Below are 20701 nucleotides of genomic sequence, written 5' to 3'. Positions count from 1 at the left end.
GGGGCCGGGCGGGCCTGCGCGTGCCGGGAGTTTGGCGCCGAATTCCCGGGTGCCGAATCGGGGCGTCGGTCGCGGCGGCCCGCTCCGGGCGGAGCGGGCCGTGAACCACCCTCAATGCGCCGAGACGCCCCGGGTCGGCACGATGTCGTTGGCGATCACCTCGCCGAACGGGCCGTCGTTGCGGGCATTGGTCGCCGCCCGGCCGGTGGTGCTGCGCAAGGGGAGCTTGGGGAAGACAAGCTCGGCGAAGCGGTAGGCCTCCTCCAGGTGCGGGTAGCCGGAGAGGATGAAGCGGTCGATGCCGAGATCGATGTATTCCTTCATCCGGTCGGCGACCTGGTCGGGCGAGCCGACGAGCGCGGTGCCCGCCCCGCCCCGCACCAAGCCGACGCCGGCCCAGAGGTTCGGCGAGACCACGAGCTTGTCGCGCCGGCCGCCGTGAAGCTGCATCATCCGGCTCTGGCCGACGGAATCCTGGCGCGCCAGGGTCGCCTGCGCCTTGGCGATGGTGGCGTCGTCGAGGCGCGAGATCAGCGACTCGGCCGCCTCCCAGGCCGCGGATTCGGTCTCGCGCACGATGACGTGCAGGCGGATGCCGTACGAGAAGGTCTTTCCGCGCTTGTCGGCCGCCTCGCGGGCCCGGGCGATCTTTTCCGCCACGCCGGCCGGGGGCTCGCCCCAGGTCAGGTAGACGTCGCAATGGTCGGCCGCGACCTCGATCCCGGCCGGCGACGAGCCGCCGAAATAGAGCGGCGGGTAGGGTGTCTGCACCGGCGGGAAGATCAGCCGGCCGTCCTCGACCTGCAGGTGCTCGCCCCGGTAGGTCACGGTCTCGCCGGAGAGGAGCGCGCGCCAGACCCGCAGGAACTCGTCGGTCACCGCGTAGCGCTCGTCGTGGCCGAGAAAGACGCCGTCGCCGCGCAGCTCCACGGGGTCGCCGCCCGTGACCACGTTGATGAGGAGCCGCCCGTCCGAGATCCGGTCGAGGGTGGCGGCCATGCGGGCGGCGGTCGAGGGCAATTGCAGGCCCGGCCGCACCGCCACCAGGAAGCGCAGGCGCTGCGTGAGCGGTGCCAGCGCCGAGGCGACGACCCAGGAATCCTCGCACGAGCGCCCGGTCGGCAGCAGCACCCCGTAATAGCCGAGCTCGTCCGCGGCCTGGGCGATCTGGCGCAGGTAGGGCAGCGAGACGGCGCGCGCGCCTTCCTGGGCGCCGAGATAGCGGCCGTCGCCATGGGTGGGCAGGAACCAGAGGACGTCGGTCTGGCCGGTCATGGGGAAGACTCCGGGAAAGAGGAGCGCCTGTTCGGCGGCAGTGATCGAGTTTTCCCACCCGCGGCCTCATCCTGAGGTGTCGGCGATCATAGATCGCACACGACCGCAGGGAGCCTCGAAGGAGGGCTCCAGAAGTCTCAGGGCTAGCTGGAGCCCTCCCTCGAGGTCAGTCGATCTGCGATCGTGTGCGATCTATGATCGCCGACACCTCAAGATGAGGTTGCGGGTGGGGCGAAGCGGGCGTTTCGTCCGATTGTTCTCCGAACGATCCGTCAACCCCGCCCATCCAGCAGGTGGTCGAGGATGCGGCCTTCGAGGGCCGCCAGCTCCGGGTCGCCGCGGCGGCGCGGGCGGGGCACCGGCACCGCCACGTCGAGGGCGATGCGGCCGGATTCGACGACGAGGATGCGGTCGGCGAGCGCCACCGCCTCGGCGACGTCATGGGTGACGAGGAGGGCCGTGAAGCCCTGCGCACGCCAGATCCGCTCGATCATCGCCTGCATGTCGATGCGGGTGAGCGCGTCGAGGGCCCCGAGGGGCTCGTCGAGGGCGAGCAGCCCCGGACGGCTGACGAGGGCGCGGGCGAGGGCCACCCGCTGGCGCTGGCCGCCCGAGAGGGTGGCGGGCCACTGCTCCGCCTTCTCGGCGAGGCCGACCTCCGCGAGCGCCGATGCGGCGCGGGCACGCCGCTCCGCCGCCGTGCCGCCGCGCAGGCCGACCGCGACGTTGTCGAGGACGCTGGCCCAGGGCAGGAGGCGCGGCTCCTGGAACATGATCCGGCGCGGGGCGTCGCCGCGCGGGCTGTCCTCGACCGCGACGCGGCCGGCGCTCGGCGCCTCGAGGCCGAGGATCAGGCGCAGCAGGGTGGACTTGCCGCAGCCCGAGCGCCCGACCACGGCGACGAACTGGCCCGCCGGGATGTGCAGGTCGAGCCCGTCGATGACCGGCTTGCCGCCGTCGAAGCTCTTGGAGAGGCCGCGCAGGGTGAGGCCGAGGCCGGGAGCGGCCCGGTCGCGGGCGATCTCGCGGTCGATGGCCTCGCGGCGCAGGTTCGCACGGGCGGCGGGGGCGCCCTCGAACCGGCGCAGGGTGCTGGCGAACATGTGGGAAGATCCTGGTGCGGAGATTCTGGACGCGGGCGGGGGGTCAGGCGGCGCGGTAGGCGGGGTTCCAGGCGAGGCAGGCGCGCTCGAGCCGGCGGGTCGCCAGGTCGGCGACCTTGCCGAGCAGCGCGTAGATCAGGATCGCCAGCACCACGACGTCGACCAGCATGAACTCGCGCGCCTGCATCGCCATGTAGCCGAGCCCGGAGGAGGCCGAGATCGTCTCGGCGACGATGAGCGTCAGCCACATGATGCCGAGCGCGTAGCGCAGCCCCACGAAGACCGACGGCAGGGCGCCGGGCAGCACCACGCGCCAGAAGAGCTCGGGCCGCGACATGCCGTAGATCCGGCCCATCTCGACCAGCTGCGGATCGACCGAGCGGATGCCGTGCAGGGTGTTGGCGTAGATCGGGAAGAACACGCCGAGCGCCACCAGGAAGAGCTTGGCCTCCTCGCCGATGCCGAACCACAGGATGACGAGCGGGATCAGCGACAGGTGCGGGATGTTGCGGATCATCTGCACGGTGGTGTCGGTGAGGCTGTCGGAGAGGCGCGACAGCCCGTTGGCGAGCCCGAGGAAAAAGCCGATGCCGCCGCCGATGAGGAAGCCGCTCGCCGCCCGCAGGAAGCTGACGCCGAGATTGGTCCAGAGTTCGCCGGTCTCGGCCAGCCGCCAGCCGGCCGCCGCCACGTCGAGGGGAGCCGGCATCAGCCGGGTCGAGACCAGCCCGGCCGAGCCGGCGGCCTGCCAGCCGAGGAGGATCGCGGCCGGGAGCAGCCAGGGGGCGAGGCGGCGCGCGACCGAGGCGGGGGAAGGGAGGGCGGGCCGGGAGATCGCGGACATGGGAGGATCAGCCGTTCTGGGAGGCGGGCGTGCGGAGCGCGTCGGCGATCCGGATCGGCCGCGGGATCAGGCCGAGGGCGTGGAAGCGGTCGGCGACGCGCTGCTGCTCGGCGATGGCGCTCGGGGTCATCGGGCCGATGACGTAGTCGGTGCGGTCCACCGCCCGGCGGGTCGCGGTGAGCGGCACGCCGGTACCCCTGGAGAGGAGGGCGGCCACCTCGCCGCGGTTGGCCTCGCACCAGCGCGCCACGCCGGACAGCGCCTCGAGCGCCGCGTCGAGCACCGGGGCGCGCTCGGTCGCGACGGTCCTGTGGGCGAGGAAGAAGTTGTTGGGCTTGGCGATGTCGGTGGCGAGCGCCAGCACCCGGGTCGTCGGCTGCATCTCCGCGATGGCGAAGTACGGGTCCCAGATCGTCCAGGCATCGACGCTGCCGCGGGCGAAGGCGGCGGCCGCATCGGCCGGGGCGAGCGTCACCGGCTCGATGTCGCGGTAGGTCAGCCCCGCCTTCTCCAGCGCAGCGATGGTGAGATTGTGGGCGCTCGACGCCTTGGCGAAGGCGACGCGCTTGCCCCTCAGATCCGCCAGGGTACGGATGGGCGAATCCTTCTGGACCAGCACCGCCGCGCCCGAGCCCGCCGCCTCCTGGGCCGCCACGTAGACGAGGGGCGACCCGGCGGCCTGCGCGAAGACCGGCGGCGCGTCCCCGGTCTGGCCGAGATCGAGGGCCCCCAGGCTGATCGCCTCGAGGAGCGGCGGGCCGAACGAGAACTCGACCCAGGTCACCCCGACGCCGAGGGGCTTGAGCGCCGCCTCGATCGACCCTTGCTGCTTGGCGACGACCAGGATGCCGTTCTTCTGGTAGCCGATGCGCAGGGTGTCGGCGCCGGCGGCCGAGGCCGGCGAGGGAGCCGGCAGGGCGACGCCGGCGAGCGCCGCCGCCAGCAGCGTGCGACGGTCGATCACCGGGCACCTCCGGCGACGCGAGCGAGGGGGGCGGCCTCGGCGGCCCGGGCGCCGGCCAGCGCCGCGAGCTGGGCGCCGGCCTCCGCCACCCGCTGGCGGATCACCACGGAGTCGAGGCCGCCGTCGCGGAAGTCGGGATCGGAGGCGTAGACCGCCGTCGGGACGGTCAACGCGGTGAAGAAGCCGAAGAGCGGGCGCAGGGAATGCTCGACCACCAGCGCGTGGCGCGACCCGCCGCCGGTGGCGGCGAGGGCCACCGGCTTGCCGGCGAGCGCCTCGGGCGAGACGAGGTCGAACAGGTGCTTGAACAGGCCCGTATAGGCGCCCTTGTAGACGGGGGTGCCGACCACGAGGGCGTCGGCCTCCTCCACCGCCTCGACGATGCGCCGGGCCGGCAGCGAGAGCTGGTCGCGGGAGAAGGCTCCCCCGAGGCCCGGGCCGGCATCGACCAGATCGAAGATCCGCACGTCGACCGGCACCCGCACGGCGGCCTCGGCGGCGATCGCCTCGACCAGGGTGCGGGTCTTCGAGGGCCGCTGGATGTTGGCGGAGAAGCCGACGAGGCGCAGGCGCGTCATGGAGGTCCATCCGATGCTCGAGGAGGGCGGCACGGCCGGGGCGTCCAACCCCCGTGCTGATGCCTCTACGATGCCGCCGCCCCCAAGATCAGTCAACGAAATGGAATTTCAAATGAATGTATTGAGGGAGTATTTATTGCCATAAAGGCGAGATATTTGAGAAAATACGATTTCCCGATGCTCGAAACCTGGAACGATGACGCCGCACACCGGGTCCGACCGTCTCCCTCGACCGGACGGGCGCGCAGCGCTGCGCCGGCCGGGCGGAACTCGGATCCGGATCCATGGGACCGGATCTACGGGCTCGCCGGAACCGGGCAGCGAGGCCGGCCCGGCCGCCACGAATCGAGCGCAGGATCGGGATTAAATCCGACCTGCGAACGTGCATGGCAGTCGAGAGCCGCTATATGGGAGTGTGTGCCGATAAAAAGAATACCGGGCGATGTAAAAATACTCCGCCTCGACATGGGTTACGATGATCGACATCGGCGCATCATTGGGGTAATCGACCGCCCGTGCTGACGGATCGTCGCGGACAATCCGTTTCGGCATCTTGCAGAGCACCTTGCCAGGGGCCCCCGACGATGTTCAACATGTTCAAGTCGCAGACCTCGCTCGACCTCACGCCGCGGACCTGCCTCGCGGTCTCGCTGATCTACTGCATGGGTTCGGACGGCGAGATCGACCCGGAGGAGGTCGGCCACCTGATGTCCGTGCTCGGCCGCCACACGACGCGCCAGCACCTCGAATCCGCCGTCCGCTACGCCCGCGCCACCCAGCCGGCGCAGTTCCTGGCCGACGCGGCGCCCCGCCTGCGCCCGGACCAGCGGCTCTGCATCGTCCTCAACATGATCGACAGCGCCATGGCGGACGGCGAAGCCGAGCCGGGCGAGCAGCGCCTCATCATGCAGTTCGCCGAGGCCTTCGGCCTGTCGGAGCAGGAGCTGACCCCGTACTTCAAGGCCCTGGTGGCGAAGAACGACCGGGCGGTGCTGGACCGGTGAGGCGAGGCGGCCGGGCGTGCTCCGATCCGCTCGGCTCACAAGATAAACGCGGGCTTCCCCGTCCCCCTCCGCGGGCAGGGCAATCGCATCGCGATCGGCTGCGATCCGATCCGCACTGCGGATGACGCCAGACAGCGGCCTCTCCGACCGGGGAGGCTGCTCGATGGATGCGCCGTGCCAACAGCGATCCAGCATACTCAGATGACCTTCGCCGACATGCGATGGCCCTGCCCCTCGGGAGAGAAAATCCCGCGCTTGATTTTGCGATGATTTTTTTTGCGGATGGCCTGATGGAAAAGTAGAGAAGGTCGCGATTGATCGCTTGCGATGCGGCGCGAGGGCATCGAGCGCATGACTCGCCCCTCCCTCACCGGAAATCCCGGCTCCCGACCCGCAGCGGCCGGGCCGCACCCCGGGCATCGGCACCGCCGCGCCGCGCCTCGTCCCCCCGGCCGCCATCGACCGCCAGGGGCTCGCCCGGCGCGTCCTCGGCCACGCGGGCGAGCAGGTCCGAGCGGTCGATCAGATGCTCGGCGACGAGGTGGATCACCTCGCCCTCGCGCTGCACCCGGCCGCGGGCGGCCATCAGGCCGGCCTGGAGGATCAGGGTGCGCTGGCGGGTGAACAGGGACGGCCAGATCACCAGGTTGGCGGTGTCGGTCTCGTCCTCCAGCGTGATGAACATCACGCCCTTGGCCGAGCCCGGCTTCTGGCGCACCAGCACCAGCCCCGCCACGGTCACCCGGGCGCCGTCGCGCAGCCGGCGGAGCGCCGCGCAGGCCGAAACGCCATCGCGCGACAGGCCCATTCGCAGGAAGGCGAGCGGGTGGCGGCCGAGGCTGAGGCCCGAGGCCCGGTAATCCGCCACCACGGCGGCCCCCTCCCCCAGGGGGATCAGGCGCACCGGCGGCTCGGCGATCTCGGGGAGCGGCGCGGCCTCGCGCCGGTCGGCCGCCGCGAAGAGCGGCAGCGGCTCGGGCGCGAGGCCGCGGATCGCCCACAGGGCGGCGCGGCGATCGAGGCCGAGGCCCGCGAAGGCATCCGCCGCGGCCAGGCTCCGCAGGCCCTTCAGCGACAGCCCGGCCCGGCGCCACAAGTCCTCGACCGAGCGAAACAGGTCGACCTCCCGCACGGTGGCGATCCGGGCACCGTCCTGGTTCCCCAGGCCCCGGACCAGACGCAAACCGAGACGCACCGCCAGCCTCCCCTCCCCGGCCGGCTCCAGGGTGCAGTCCCAGCGCGAGGCGTTGACGTCGATCGGCCGGATCTCGACGTCGTGGGCGCGCGCGTCGCGCACGATCTGGGCCGGGGCGTAGAACCCCATCGGCTGGGCGTTGAGGAGGGCGCAAGCGAACACGTCGGGATGGTTGCACTTCAGCCAGGACGAGGCGTAGGCGATGAGGGCGAAGGAGGCGGCGTGGCTCTCCGGGAAGCCGTAGGAGCCGAAGCCCTCGAGCTGGCGGTAGGTGCGGGCGGCGAAATCCGGGTCGTAGCCGTTGGCGATCATGCCGCCGACGAGCTTCTCCTCGTAGAGGGTGATGGTGCCGTCGCCCTTGAAGGTGCCCATGGCGCGGCGCAGGCCGTCGGCCTCGGCGGGGCTGAAGCCGGCGGCGACGATCGCGACCTGCATCGCCTGCTCCTGGAACAGCGGCACGCCGAGGGTCCGCTTCAGCACCGCCTTCAGGGCCTCGGTCGGGTAGGTGACCGGGTCGATCCCGCGACGCCGACGCAGATAGGGGTGGACCATGTCGCCCTGGATCGGGCCCGGCCGCACGATCGCGACCTCGATGGTGAGGTCGTAGAGGTCCTTGGGCTGCATCCGCGGCAGCATCGCCATCTGGGCCCGGCTCTCGATCTGGAACACCCCGATCGTGTCGGCCTTCTGGATCATCTCGTAGGTCTTACGATCGTCCGGCGGGATGTCGGCGATCTCCCGCGGCGGACTGGTCTCGGGCCGGTGCTCGGCGAGCAGCGTGAAGGCCCGGCGCAGGCAGCCGAGCATGCCCAGCCCAAGCACGTCGACCTTCATGAAGCGCAGGGTCTCGATGTCGTCCTTGTCCCATTCGATGATCTGGCGGTTCTCCATCCGGGCCGGGACCACCGGGCAGAGGTCGTCGAGCCGGTCGAGGGTGAGGACGAATCCGCCCGGATGCTGGCCGAAATGGCGCGGCGTGCCGATCAGCGCCCGGGCGATCTCCAGAGTCAGGCGCAAGCGGCGCTGTGAGAGGTCGAGGCCGAGCGCCTTGGCCTCGCGCTCGCCGACGCCGTCGCGCGACCAGCCCCAGACCAGGCGGGCGAGCGCGCCGGTGACGTCCTCGGGCACGCCCAGCACCTTGCCGACCTCCCGCACCGCGCCGCGGGCGCCGTAGCGGATCACCGTGGCGGTGAGCGCGGCGCGCGCGCGGCCGTAGGTGGCGTAGATCCATTGGATCACCTCCTCCCGGCGCTCGTGCTCGAAATCGACGTCGATGTCGGGGGGCTCGTCGCGGGTCTCGTTGATGAAGCGGGCGAAGAGCAGGCCCTGGTCGACGGGGTCGATGGCGGTGATGTGCAGGCAGTAGCAGATCGCCGAATTCGCCGCCGAGCCGCGGCCCTGGCACAGGATGCCCTGGGAGCGGGCGTAGCGGACGATCGCCTCGACGGTGAGGAAGTACGGCGCGTATTGCTTCTTGGCGACGAGATCGAGCTCGTCCGCGAGCTGCTTGCGGACCGCTTCCGGCACCCCGGCCGGGAAGCGCTTCGCCGCCCCCTCCCAGGTCATGGCGGCCAGCCGCACCTGGGCCGGCCGGCCGTCCTCGCCGGCCTCGTCCGGGTAGGTGTAGGTCAGCTCGTCGAGGGAGAAGCGGCAGGCTTCGGCGATTGCGACGGCCCGGGCCAGCGCCTCCGGGTGGCGGGCGAACAGGCGCGCGGTCTCGTCGGGCTCGTGCAGGTGGCGCCCGGCATGGCGCTCGCGGGCAAAGCCCGCCGCCTCGATCGTGGTCTTGAGGCGGATACAGGTGACCACGTCCTGCATCATCCGCCGCTCCGGGACGTGGTAGAGCACGTCGCCGAGGGCGACGGTCGGCACCCGCGCCGCCCGGGCGAGGCCGGCGATCTCGGCGAGCCGCAGGTGGTCGTTGACGCCGAAGCGGCGCGACAGGCCGCAGGACAGGTCTTTTCCGAAGATCGCCTTCAGCAGGCGCAGGCGCTCCGTCAGGGTCTCGTCGGCGCGGTCGGCCGGCAGCACCGCGAGCAGGCCCCGGCTCCACTCCGCCACGTCGGCGGTTGTCAGGTGGCAACCGCCGCGGGGCGCGCGCTCGCGCGAGCGCCCGAGGGTGAGGAGCCGGCAGAGCCGGCCATAGGCCGCCCGGTCGGTCGGGTAGACGAGCAGGCTCCAGCCTTCCGCGAGATCGAGCCGGCAGCCGACGACGAGCCGGCAGCCGGTGGTGCGCGCGGCCGCATGCGCCCGCACCAGCCCGGCGAGCGAGTTGCGGTCGGTGACGGCGAGCGCCCGGATGCCCAGGAGGGCGGCGGCCGCGAACAGCTCCTCGGGCGAGGAGGCGCCGCGCAGGAACGAGTAATGGGTGGTGACCTGGAGCTCGACGGTCATCGGGGGCGCGACCGGCTGCCGACGACGGCACCGTCGGCATGTCCCGTCCCACCCGCGACCTCATCCCGAGGTGCGACCGTCAGGGAGCCTCGAAGGAGGGCTCCGGATGTCGCGGTGATTCCTGGAGCCCTCCTTCGAGGCTCCCTCCGGTCGCACCTCAGGACGAGGTCGCGGATGGGACGAGATCCGGCCCGATCGAGCAGGCTCCGAGCGATCCGGCGCATCACGCCTCCCCCAGGCCGTGCAGCCACCAGCGCGCGCCCTCCCGGGTCAGGCAATCGCGAAACAGCCAGTAGCGGGCGCCGGTCTCGTCCTCGACCCGGTAGTAGTCGCGGGTGGCCGCGACCTCGTCCTCGGCGAGCCACCACTCGCCGAAGATGCGCTCCGGCCCATCGGCCCGCGCCACCCGGCGGCGGGTGCCGCGCCAGGTGAAGGCGGTGGGCGGCGCGTCGGGCAGCGCGGCCAGGACCGCCACCGGCTCCGGCACGGGCAGCAGCCGGCCGGGCCGCGGCAGGTCGGCGGGCCAGGTGACGCCGGTGGCCGGGCTCAACGGGGCGACCCGGCGCACCGCCCGCTCGGGCCACTCGCTCTCGACCGGGCTGCGGCGAAACACCCGGCCGGGCCCGAGGCGCAGCACCAGCCGGTCGACGAGCTCGGCCATCGCGTCGGGGTCCGGCTCCTCGCCGGGGGCGGCGAGCTGGCGCGCGTCCAGGCGCTCGACGCGGGGAGCCGACAGCCGCGCCTCGTCGAGGCCGTGGCCGGGATCGATCTGCGGCAGACGCTCGGTGAGCAGGCGGGCGAGGTGGGTGGGGTCTCGGCTCGGCCGGGCGGTGCCGACGCTGACCGCCTGGTCGAGGCCGTCGACGCGGCGAAACACCAGGTCGAGCCGGCGTGCCCCGAGCCCGTGCCGGGTAAGCGCCTCGGCCAGCATGGCGCAGAGCCGCCCGGCCACCCGGGCCAGGGTCTCGGGCGCCCCGATCGGCTCCGGGAAGGCGAGGCGCACGGCGTGCTCGGCCGGGGGCGCGAGATAGGCGAGCGGCTCGGGGGCATGGCCGAGGGCCTGGTCGAGGCGGCGGCCGGGCTCCTCGCCGAAGCGCAGGCGCAGCGGGCCGCGCGGCTGGTCGAGGAGGTGGGCGACCCGGGTGAGGCCGAGCTGGGCCAGACCCGAGACGGTCCCACGATCGAGGCGCAGGGCCCAGAGTGGCAGGTCGAGGAGGTGGGGGCGCTGCCCGGCCGGCGGCAGCACGGTCTCCGGCGGCAGGCAGCGGGCGGCGGCCCAGGCGGCGCCCGGCGTGTCGGCGAGCGCCACCCGCACCCGGTAGCCGGCCCGGGCGAGGCGCCGCCGCAGGGAGCCGAGCAACGCCGCCTCGCCGCCCTGCAGGTGGGCGGCGCCGGCGACGTCGATCCAGATCCCGTCCGGCGGGTCGGGGGCGACGAGGGGCGCGTAGATCAGGCACCAGGCCGCGAGGCGGTGGAGCGCCGCCGCGTCGCCCTCCGGGTCGGCGGCGATCACCGCGAGGCCCGGCACCATCGCCTGCGCCTGCGCCAGAGCGAGGCCGGGGCGCAGGCCAGCCGCCCGGGCGGCCCGGTCGAGGGCGGTGATCACCCGGCGCGGCCCGTCCTGGCCGGCGGCCACCACCGGCTCATCCGGCGGCGGCCCGCCGTGCCGGCGCCGCCAGCGGTCGGTCGGCCAGCTCGGCAGGAAGACGCAGACGACCCTTCGCATCGGGAGCCTCGAGGAGCCAGGTGCGGGGCTCGGCGCCCCGGGCGCGAACGAGCGCCACGGTCCAGCGGGCCCGCGACAGGCCCGGGACGGAGAGAGCGGGAGACGGCGCCGCGGTGACGCCCCAGCGGGTGGCGGCGGCGTTGGGCTCGGGCACGGCGGCGCCCCAGCGGCGGATCACCAGGGCGAGGCCCCCGCTGCCCTCGGCGGCGAGCTGGAGCCGGCGCGACGGGGTGAGCCCGAGCCGGGCGACCTCGCCGACCACCGCCGCGAGGCCGCGATGGCGCAACCCCTCCTCCATGGTGGGCAGCACCTCGGTCTCGCGCCGGGTCTCGGCGTAGAGCACCCGGTCGGGATGGAGACCGACCGCGGCGAGGCCGGGGGCGAAGAGGTCGCGGCGGGTGAGGCACCACAGGACCGGGCCGGGGAGCCGGGCCAGGATCGCGGCGACGAACAAAGCCGCGAGCGCCCCCTCCCCGTCCACCGGGCCCGCCGCCAGCACCTCGTGCACCGCGCCGAGGCGCAGGCCCCCGCCCGGCAGATGGGTGTCGATCGGGTCGACGCCGAAGGACAGGACCGGACGTCCCGCCGCCTCGGGCGCCAGCCCGCCGATCTGCTCGCGCAACGCCGCGAGTTGCCGTTCCCGCCCGGCCTGTCGCATCTCATGCCCATCACCGACCGAAACCCGAATATGTTCCTGTTTTGTTCGGTTTCGAGGGGGTGTCAACCGGGGCTGTGGACGGACGGCCCGATCGGCCCCCGGAATCCCGGCTCCCTGTTGACGGCAGCGGGGACAACGGCCTCGGCCCGAGTCGCAAGGCCTTGGACAACAACGCGATCGGTCCGGCTCGGGGCCCGCGCCGGATTCGGGCATAGCCGTGGGACAACCCGCGCCAAGCCGTCAGGATCGCCGCTGAGCTGGATTCGGTGCCGGCAGGTGCCGTACAACTGTCCCCGGGTCGGACGGGCCTCCACGGGCCTCCTGGCGGAGAATCCGGGGTTTCGGGCTCCGGCCATGCCGGGGGCGAGAATCGAGGTCGGGCGCGAGCCCGGAATCGGGCCTCGCCGAGGCCTGCCGCGGGCCCCGACCGGCACGCCGACTTGCCTACGGCGGGCCATCCGCGATTCACACAGCTTTCCAAGCTGTTAATCGGGGCCTTGCGCCGAGTAACCTACGGGCCTGCGCAGAGTCGCCTTCCCGGCCCCCCTGATTCCGCGCAGATGAGCCTACGGGCCTGCGCCGAGTTGCCTACGCGACCGCGCAGACCTGCCTACGCGAACAGGGGTCAAGCCCTTGATCGGCAAGGGAAAATCGCCACCCCATATAATACCCATATAGCTCTACGGATTCAGACTCTGAATCTAGATTCTGAATCTCTCATAAAAAGGGATTTGGGGATCGGGATTTAGGGGGTTCTCGGGCTCGACCGGCGGGTGCGCGGATCGCGTGCCGGCTTGGCGGGAGCGCCCTCCCCTATCCGCTCCGGTTTCAGCCCTTGGGCCCATCGTCCACCCAAGGCCGAGAGTCTTGCAGCCTCGGGCGGCGAGTCGGAGACTCGCGGCGCCTGAGTCCTCGTTCGACAAAGCCCAGAACAACCGGCCGCGTTTCCCCGGGGATGAGTCCAGCCGAGGCTTGAGCCGGGTGAACCGACTCGCCTCGACGACTCCTGATGATTCGCCGTCCCGATGCGGGACTCCCTCTCGACTCGCCGGGCCTTGCCGGCGGCCGGATATACTTTGGCGCGACTCCCGGCGCCGTTGCCCCGGAAGGTTGGCGGGAGCCTGCGCCGTCCTGCGGCCGCGTAGGCAATTCGGCGTCGATGCGGTCACGGACCGTAGGCGGCTCTGCGTGGCGACGGTCCCGGAAAAGATGCGGAATCTCAACGCGGAAGCGCTCGATTCCGGGGGGAGCGGCGGTGACCGGAGGCGTAGGCAGTTCAGCGTGCCGGAGGGCGTGTCCGTGGTGGCCGAAGCGTAGGCAACTCGGCGTAGGACGGGCGTGCGGGGCTGGACCGACGCGATCGATCACGCATGTCATTCTGGCGGATAATCGCTCATATTTTCGATGATCAACCTACATCTTGCGCCATGCAATGTGTTTTTCGAATAAAAATCCGTCTTATTGAGCAGGTAAAACAAAAATATATCTACAAAAATCAAAAATGACCATCGATATGACAGCGCGCCGGGGCTTGCGCAGGGACGAGACTCGAACGAGGACTCCGGGCCGCGCCGAGAGACTTGCACGTCTCCTGCGCTCCCCACGTCACGATCATGTCCGGATGAGGTACGCCGGGTCGACGAGCGGCCGCCGGGCCAGCGTGAGGCCTCACGGCAGCAGCCGCGATCCCGGCGTCGGCTCACGCGTAGCGCAGGTCGTCGCGTCGAGGGGGGACCGAGCCAGCTGGCAACCGGGACGAGACGGCTCGTGCGCCCTCGTGGGTAAGGCCGTCCGACCATAGGGCCGGCACGCCTCCTCTCTCGCAAGATCCCGGCGGATCCGCACGTCTCCTTCGAGGGCATGTTCGACCCAAGCTGAAGAGTCTATGCCGTTCTCGGCCCCATCCTGGGGCGGTGGCCCATGGAAGATGGACGGACCTCGAAGAAACGACTCAGGGACCGCAGCGAGTTCTGGAAGTCTTCGTCCAATCCAACCGATCTTCAATCGCCTGACACCTCGGGATGAGGGCGCGAATGGGATTGAATGTTTCGAGCGAAATCAATGCCTCTCGGGGCGAGCTCTGCGCGCGCGCTCGACCACCCGAGAGATGGGATCCGGCGTGGATGCCGAGGAGAAACGCCGGTTGGCGGCTCTGCCGGGCAAGCGGATGTCGCGACCGAAAAATGAAACCGAGTCGCCATCGGATAAAGGAAATAAATCCTATTTATCGTCACGACGTCACGCAGACGATCCCGCACCACCGGCGCGAGACGTCATGCGCAGCCGACGCCCCTCCCCTCCTCCGGGCCGCCGCGTAGGCAAGTCGGCGGAATCAAGCCCTTGCGCGGGCTCGCCTATTCGCCAGCGCCGCCTTGGGCGGCACCAGGAGGTCCTTCGGGTCGGAGGGCAGCAGCTGCATGCCGCCGTCGTCGAGGGTCAGGCGCAGGCGCGGAAACACCTCGGTGAGATGGGCAACATCCTTGCGAAATTCCTGCCGGAAGGAGCGGATCGAGCCGTTCTCGCTGCCGAACTGCTTGTAGAGGTTGTCCCAGGTGAGCCGCAAAGGCCTTTCCAGGCGCGAGAGGCGGTAGCCGACCCAGAACAGCAGGTCGAGCTTGCGCGCCGAACCGGCGAACGCCCGGGCGGCCCGGATGTCGACCGGCAGGGCGTGCTGGATCAGGTTGTCGTAGAACTCGCGGTGGAAGGTGATGGTCGAGGACCAGAGCAGGCCCTGGTCCGGGTGGTTGTGCAGCGGCAGCCACACGTCCATCTGCCGGAATGGCGGCACGTTGAGGGTCGAGGCGCGGGTGCCGTCCCACAGGCCGATCTGCATCGAGCAGGCGGCGAGCCGGTTGAGCTGCTCCTTGAATTGCTTGAGCGTGCCGCGCTCGCCCCCGGTGACCGGAAAGCCCATGTCGCGGATGAACCCCGACATGCTCTGCGCCACCTCGACCTTGGGGCTGCGCTGGCGCACCGCCTCGGTGCAGAGATGCAGCAGCAGCAGGCGTGCCTTCGGGCCGTAGGGCAGCCCCTGCATCTCCATCTCGCCGGTCGACGGGTTGATCAGCCGGCCGGCATTGATGGCGAGGGTGTTGCGGCCGTATTCCCGCGAGACGTTGGTGACGCCCTTGGGCTCGCGATACGGCAGGCCGCACAGCGCCAGCACCGAGTGGATGTGCTGGATGTTCTCGGGCGCTGCCGGTTCGTTCTCGATCACCTCGCGCACCATGTCGCGGCGGCGCGCGTTGCGGGGCAGCCGGGCGCGCTCGGCGGCGGCCTCGGCCTTCAGCACCACCAGCTTGTCGCGCGCTTCCAACTCGGCGTCGCGCTTGGCCTGGCTGGCGCGCACGAAGGCGAGCGTCGCCTTGTAGGCGACGCTGCCGCGCGCCTTCTCGACGATCTCGAGGAGATCGGGGTCGCGCACGCCCTCGACCGGTTCGAGGACGGATGGCGGCGGGGTCGTCATCTCCACCAAGGGGCTCCGCAGGGGCATGTCGCCTTGGGCAGGCGCGCATTGTGACTCTGTTTGGTGGAGTCCTAACGCGCGAAACCCGACTCGACAGAGTCGAGTCGGGCGAGATTTCGAAGCAGAGCGCCAGATTCCTGTGAATCGGTGTGGCTAACCGGAGAGTCTTCATCTCTCCGGCTGTGACGTGGGACAAACCTTAATCGGTCTCGTCGCGGGACTTCGACTCGGCGAACGCGGCGTAGAGTTGCGGAAGACTCTGGATCAGGTAGGCGGCGAAGTCCGGCTCGAGGCTGTCATCGACGGTGAGCTGGGTGCCCTGGCGGCCGCGGTCGATCCGCACCACCGGCCGGCCGCCGAGAGTGGTCCACACCGCCGGCACCGGCGCCGGTCGCGGCGCCGGCGCGGTGAGAGTCGAAAACAGCCGGGTGAAGCGGTCGTCCGAGGACAGCTCCGAAAAATCCGGCGTTGCCAGGACGCGGCCGACTACCTCGCCGGCCCCCTCCCGGGCGAGCGCCTCGACGAGCGCGGTCCAGCGCGGCCGCCCGGCCTTCGGTGCCGGGCCGATCGCTGCCACGATGTCGGCCGGCACCGCCCGGCCGATGCCGAGCAGGCGCGAGAGCTGGGTCTTCTCAACCGCGAGCGCCGCCATGACGGTGGCGCGGTCGAAGCCGCGATCCTCGAGCGCGATCGCGAACAGCGCCCGCTCGATGTAGCTGAGATCGGCCCGGGCCGAATTCTCCTGGCCCTGCGCGACGACGAGATCCTCGTCGGAGAGCGTCTTGACCACTGCCCGGATCGGCCGGCCGAGCTCGATCGCCGCCCGCAGGCGGCGGTGGCCGTAGGCGACTTGGTAGCGGCCGGCCTCGGTCGGGTGCGGCCGCACCAGGATCGGCACCTGCTGGCCGCGCTCGCGGATCAGCGCCACGAAGGCAGCGTGCTCCTCCGGATCGACCGACAGGCGGTCCTTCACGAACGAGCCGTCGACGAGCGCGGTCTCGAGCTCGACCACCCGGTCGCCGGAGGCCACCATGGCGCGGGCTTCCGCCGCCGCGCTGGCGATGCGCCCGAGGCTGCGCCCCATGGCGCCGACGGCACCGGAGCGCACCAGCGGTCGGGGCGCCTCCGGGGTGGGATCGGGCACCGGCGTCTCGGCCGGGTTGCCAGCTGGCAACTCCGCCGGCGGCGTCTCGCGGTCGAGGGATCGGGCGCCGAGCGCGGCGCGGAGGGCGTCCTTGCGCTTCATGACGGCACGCGTCCCCAGGCGCGGTGCATCAAGGCCTCGATCTCGCCGTTGACCCCGTCGAGCGCCTCGATCGCCCGGTCGTAGGTGGCGCGGGTGAAGCTCTCGCGGCCGATCTCGTACAGGGTCTGCTTCGACAGGCCGGCATCCGACACGGCGGTCGATTTCAGCATCAGGTGGGTGAGCACCCGCTCGCGAAACAGCGAGCGCATGAAGCCGACCATCTGGGTCTGGGGGGCGTCGGACGGCTCGTAGCGGGTCACGACGTAGCGCAGGAAGTCGTAGTCGAGATCGGCCCCGGCCTCCTGCACCACGCCGAGGAGATCGGAGGCCATCAGCAGGAACTGGCACATCGACATCACGTCGAGCATCTGCGGATGCACCGTCACCAGCATCGCGGTGGCGGCGCAGAGCGCGCCCAGCGTCAGGAAGCCGAGCTGCGGCGGACAGTCGAGGATCATCACGTCGTAATCGTCGGCGACGCTGCCGAGCGCCGTGGCGATGCGGCCGAAGAACGGCTCGGCATTGCGGTCGGCCAGCACCCGCGGGGTGTCGTGCTCGAACTCCATCAGTTCGAGGTTGCCCGGCACGAGGTCGAGCCCCGGGAAGTAGGTCTTGCGCACCACTTCGGAGAGCGGCTTCTGCTCGTCGTCATGGCGGATCGCGGCATAGAGGGTCTGGTTCGGGCCGACGTCGAATTCCGGCTGGTAGCCGTGGAGCGCGGTCAGCGAGGCCTGCGGGTCGAGGTCGACGGCGAGCACCCGGTAGCCGCGGAGCGCCAGGTACTGGGCGAGATGCGCCGCCGTGGTGGTCTTGCCCGACCCGCCCTTGAAGTTCACCACCGCCAGCACCTGGCAATGCTCGGTGCCGGAGCGGTGGGGCACGTAGCGCTTCGATTTCGGTCCGTCGTCGAGGAGCTGGCGCAGCTCGTTGATCTGGCCGAGCGTATAGGAGCGGCGCCCGCCCGGGCCGATCTCCGGCTGCGGGCCCTTGCTGGCGAGCGAGAGCTGGCGCAGGTAGCCGTCCGCCACGCCGATCAGCTTCGCCGCCTCGCCTGAGGAGAACGAGCGCAAGAGCTTGTGCGAGGCCGGCGGGAAGAGGGTGCGTCGGAGCGCATTCAGCTCGCTCGACAGGGCGCTGCCGTCCTCGGCGATGATCCGGGTGATCGAGGGACGGTCGGAGGCTGCGGCGTTTGCCTGCTCCTGCGGCACATCTGGCATTTACGGTACTCGGGCGCATCGCGGAAAAATTCCGTAAGACGATGCCAGCGTGGCCGTGGTGAGGCAAACGGTTTTTGGTTAACGATCCTTAACCGGCCTGACGGCGGCCGCGGTTGCCAGGTGGCAACGCCCGCCGGAAGCCCAGCGTGGACGAGACCTCCCGCGCCGCGTGCCGGCAACCGCGATAGGGCTGCGCCGCGCCGTGGTTTATGCAGGCCCCGGCTTTGCGCGAGAGGAGACCGGCCGATGGCGATCCTGAGGAGCGTGGACGACCTGGAGCGAATCTACGGCGAGTTCGGTGCGGTCGGCGAGGCCTCGACCGCCAAGGTGACCGACCACGTCACGCCGCATTACCGGTGCTTCATCGCGGCGGCACCGTTCGTGTCGCTCGCAACCGTGGGGCCTGATGGGCTCGACTGCTCGCCGCGCGGCGACCGCCCGGGCTTCGTGCGCGTGGCCGATCCGACGACGCTGCTCCTGCCGGACCGCCGCGGCAACAACCGGATCGACAGCCTGCGCAACGTCGTGCGCGATCCGCGGGTCGGGCTGATGTTCCTGATCCCCGGCATCGGCAACGCGCTCAGGGTCAACGGCCGCGCGACGATCGACGACGATCCGGAGCTGTGCGCCTCCTTCGCGGTCGACGGCAAGGCACCCCGCACCGTGATGGTGATCCGGGTGGGCGAGGTCTATTTCCAGTGCGCCCGGGCGCTGATCCGCTCCGGCCTGTGGCGGGTCGACGCCCGGGTCGATCCCAGGAGCCTGCCGAGCCCGGGCGAGATCCTGGCCGAGTTGAGCGAGGGCCGGGTCGGCGGCGCAGCCTACGACGAGGCCTGGGCCGAGCGGGCGCGCCGGACGATGTGGTGACGAAAAACCCCCGCGACGCCGTGCGGCGCGCGGGGGAACGGGACGGGCGGAGGGGAGGGTGGACGGGTCAGGCCGCCCGGATGTCGCGCAGGAAGCCGTCGACCTTCTGCTTCACGCTGAGCGATTGCGTCGCCAGCTCGGCGGCGGCGCTCAGCACCTGCGAGGCGGCGCTGCCGGTCTCGCCGGAGGAGACCAGCACCCGCGACACGGTCTGCGACACGTCGCGGGTGCCGCGAGCCGCCTCGCTCGCGTTGCGTGAGATCTCGCCGGTGGCGGCGGTCTGCTGGGAGACCGTCGCGGCGATCGCGGCGCTGATCTCGCCCATCCCGGCGATGGTGCGGTCGATCTGCCGGATCGCCTCCGTCGCCTGGCCGGTGGCGGCCTGGATCGCGCCGATCTGGCCGGTGATCTCTTCCGTGGCCCGGCCGGTCTGACTCGCGAGTTCCTTCACTTCCGCCGCGACGACCGAGAAGCCGCGCCCCGCCTCGCCGGCCCGGGCCGCCTCGATGGTGGCGTTGAGCGCGAGAAGGTTGGTCTGCCCGGCGATGGTCGAGATGAGGGTGACGGCGGCGCCGATCTGGTCGGCGGCGGCCGTCAGGGCCGCCATGGCGGTACCGGTCGCCGCGGCCTCGTGCGCGGCATGGCTGGCGACCTCGTTGGAGCGCAGCACCTGCCGCTCGATTTCCCGGAGCGAGGAGACCATCTCCTCGGCCGCCGCCGCCACGGTCTGCACGTTGACCGCCGTGTGCTCGGCCGCGGCGCTCGAGGCGACGGCCTGACCGTTGGTGTCGTCGGCGATCTGGGTCATCGAGCGGGCGGTGGCGTCGAGCTCGGTCGCCGCCGAGGTGACGATCTCGAGAGAGCCGGCGATGGTGTTCTGGAAGTCGGAGACGAGACGGTCGATGCGCTGCGCGCGGGCCACGCGGCGCTGCTGCTCTGCCTCGCTCTCGCTCGTCAGGAGGTCGGCCTGGTGCGCCTTGTCGCGGAACACCGCGAGCGCCCGGTTGATCCGGCCGATCTCGTCGTCACGCTCGGTGCCGGTGATCGCCACGTCGTAGCGCCGGTCGATCAGGGCCTGGACCGTATCGAGGCAGCGCTTGAGCGGCGCTCCGATCAGGGTCCGGCTCGCCGCCGCGACGACGCCGACGAGGACGACGAGGATGAACAGTCCGCCCGCGGCGGTCTCGGCGACGCGCCGGTAGATCGGCTGGGTGAAGGCGGTGGCCGGGACGTCCATCACCAGGGCCCAGGTCGTGTTCATGCCCGGCTGGGTGAAGGGATAGACGAGGCGGACCCCGCCGTCCGGGCTGCCCCGGAGGGTGCGCGGGCGCCGGTCGGCCAAGGCGGCCGCGACCTCGGCCACGCCGATCCCGTCATAGTCCTTCATCAGGAGGTCGCTCTTCGGCGGGACGATCCACTTGCGGGCGTTCGACAGCAGCAGCACGCGCCCGCCCTCGAACGGCTTCAGGGCCGCGAACGCGGCCGCCAGCCCGTTCAACCGGATGTCGACGCCGGCCACGCCGACGACTGCGCCGTCGACCTTGAGCGGTGCGCTGATCGAGGCGACGAGCTGGCCCTGGCTGGTCACGTACGGTTCGACGAGGAGGCTTGCGCCGGACTGGATCGGGTCGCGATACCATTGCTGCGCGGGATTGACCGGGAAGGTCGCGAAGGCGAGCGTGCCGTCGTCCTTGCGGGTCCAGTACGGCGTGAACAGGCCGGCCTCGTTCTCGTAGCCCGAGCCCGTCAGGGATTTCGCCGCCCGCTTGTCGACGGTGTCCGTCATCCAGGCGCCGAAGAGGGTCGGATAATCCTGGATCAAGGCCTTGGTCGCCGCGACCACATCGACCTTGCGCACGCCGCCGCCGCTCAGCTGGCCCGACATCGTGGCGGCGAGCGCCCGGCTGGCGGAGATCGCGTCCACGATCTGGATCGAGGTTTCTGCCGTGGTGCCGGCGGCCTTTTCCGTGGCGAGTTGCAGGATCTCGGCGTTCGTCCGCTCGGCCGCCGTCCATCCCGCGACACCGACGAAGACGAGGACGGTCAGGCCGATCGCCGAGCCGGCCATGAGCGTCAATTTACTGGACAGGCTGCCCTTGTGAATCATCGATCGGTCCCACCATCACCGATGCTCATTGATCGATGACGATGGTTAATAAATCAC

The 20701-nt window shown here is 71.2% G+C and carries 15 protein-coding genes; 2 read left to right on the top strand and 13 right to left on the bottom strand.

The window, feature by feature from the left end; translation table 11 throughout:
* Window positions 1-111: 111 nt before the first annotated feature.
* The 5 genes from ssuD to msuE form a co-directional block, all read right to left on the bottom strand.
* Window positions 112-1275, bottom strand: a complete 1164-nt coding sequence (gene ssuD, locus V3T34_RS14205; RefSeq protein ID WP_060846925.1) for an FMNH2-dependent alkanesulfonate monooxygenase — start codon at window positions 1273-1275, stop codon at window positions 112-114.
* Window positions 1276-1547: 272 nt separating this feature from the next.
* Window positions 1548-2378: an ATP-binding cassette domain-containing protein gene (locus V3T34_RS14200; protein ID WP_305076903.1), complete on the bottom strand. Its 831-nt coding sequence runs from the start codon at window positions 2376-2378 to the stop codon at window positions 1548-1550.
* Between the two features lie 43 nt (window positions 2379-2421).
* Window positions 2422-3222 carry an ABC transporter permease subunit gene (locus tag V3T34_RS14195; protein WP_305076904.1) on the bottom strand — a complete coding sequence of 267 codons (801 nt, stop codon included), beginning with the start codon at window positions 3220-3222 and terminating at the stop codon, window positions 2422-2424.
* A 7-nt stretch (window positions 3223-3229) separates the two neighbouring features.
* Window positions 3230-4186 carry an aliphatic sulfonate ABC transporter substrate-binding protein gene (locus V3T34_RS14190; RefSeq protein ID WP_305076905.1) on the bottom strand — a complete coding sequence of 319 codons (957 nt, stop codon included), beginning with the start codon at window positions 4184-4186 and terminating at the stop codon, window positions 3230-3232.
* Window positions 4183-4764, bottom strand: coding sequence for an FMN reductase (gene msuE, locus V3T34_RS14185; protein ID WP_060846929.1), 582 nt, complete (start codon window positions 4762-4764; stop codon window positions 4183-4185). Before msuE ends, V3T34_RS14190 begins: the two co-directional genes overlap by 4 nt.
* A gap of 593 nt (window positions 4765-5357) precedes the next feature.
* Between msuE and V3T34_RS14180 the strand changes: the two genes are divergently transcribed.
* Entirely contained in the window at window positions 5358-5768 is a 411-nt protein-coding gene (locus V3T34_RS14180) for a tellurite resistance TerB family protein (RefSeq protein WP_236044353.1), read from the top strand.
* A gap of 197 nt (window positions 5769-5965) precedes the next feature.
* Here the strand turns inward: V3T34_RS14180 and V3T34_RS14175 are convergent, their stop codons facing one another.
* The 7 genes from V3T34_RS14175 to repA form a co-directional block, all read right to left on the bottom strand.
* Window positions 5966-6121, bottom strand: coding sequence for a hypothetical protein (locus V3T34_RS14175; protein ID WP_167543915.1), 156 nt, complete (start codon window positions 6119-6121; stop codon window positions 5966-5968).
* Between the two features lie 14 nt (window positions 6122-6135).
* The gene (locus V3T34_RS14170) at window positions 6136-9357 is read right to left on the bottom strand and encodes an error-prone DNA polymerase (RefSeq protein WP_305076906.1); all 3222 of its coding nucleotides are present in this window, start codon (window positions 9355-9357) and stop codon (window positions 6136-6138) included.
* A gap of 223 nt (window positions 9358-9580) precedes the next feature.
* The gene (locus V3T34_RS14165; protein ID WP_082742481.1) at window positions 9581-11083 is read right to left on the bottom strand and encodes a DUF6504 family protein; all 1503 of its coding nucleotides are present in this window, start codon (window positions 11081-11083) and stop codon (window positions 9581-9583) included.
* Complete coding sequence (locus V3T34_RS14160) at window positions 11001-11741, bottom strand: ImuA family protein (RefSeq protein ID WP_091746805.1); 741 nt, start codon at window positions 11739-11741, stop codon at window positions 11001-11003. The genes V3T34_RS14165 and V3T34_RS14160 overlap by 83 nt, the downstream gene beginning before the upstream one ends.
* Window positions 11742-14073: 2332 nt before the next feature.
* The gene (locus V3T34_RS14155) at window positions 14074-15207 is read right to left on the bottom strand and encodes a replication protein RepA (RefSeq protein ID WP_091747057.1); all 1134 of its coding nucleotides are present in this window, start codon (window positions 15205-15207) and stop codon (window positions 14074-14076) included.
* A 199-nt stretch (window positions 15208-15406) separates the two neighbouring features.
* Window positions 15407-16453, bottom strand: coding sequence for a plasmid partitioning protein RepB (repB, locus tag V3T34_RS14150; RefSeq protein WP_305076907.1), 1047 nt, complete (start codon window positions 16451-16453; stop codon window positions 15407-15409).
* On the bottom strand, window positions 16450-17670 hold the full coding sequence (gene repA, locus V3T34_RS14145) for a plasmid partitioning protein RepA (protein ID WP_091746799.1): 1221 nt from the start codon (window positions 17668-17670) through the stop codon (window positions 16450-16452). Before repA ends, repB begins: the two co-directional genes overlap by 4 nt.
* Window positions 17671-17916: 246 nt before the next feature.
* On the opposite strand from repA, the gene V3T34_RS14140 reads away from it, so the two are divergent.
* Window positions 17917-18537: a pyridoxamine 5'-phosphate oxidase family protein gene (locus V3T34_RS14140; RefSeq protein ID WP_305076908.1), complete on the top strand. Its 621-nt coding sequence runs from the start codon at window positions 17917-17919 to the stop codon at window positions 18535-18537.
* A gap of 67 nt (window positions 18538-18604) precedes the next feature.
* Here V3T34_RS14140 and V3T34_RS14135 read toward each other — a convergent pair whose 3' ends face one another.
* Entirely contained in the window at window positions 18605-20644 is a 2040-nt protein-coding gene (locus V3T34_RS14135; RefSeq protein WP_305076909.1) for a methyl-accepting chemotaxis protein, read from the bottom strand.
* Between the last annotated feature and the right edge of the window lie 57 nt (window positions 20645-20701).

This window comes from Methylobacterium ajmalii (genome assembly GCF_036448855.1).
In the GTDB taxonomy this organism is placed as follows: Bacteria; Pseudomonadota; Alphaproteobacteria; order Rhizobiales; family Beijerinckiaceae; genus Methylobacterium; species Methylobacterium ajmalii.
This window is presented reverse-complemented; position numbering and strand designations above follow the sequence as displayed.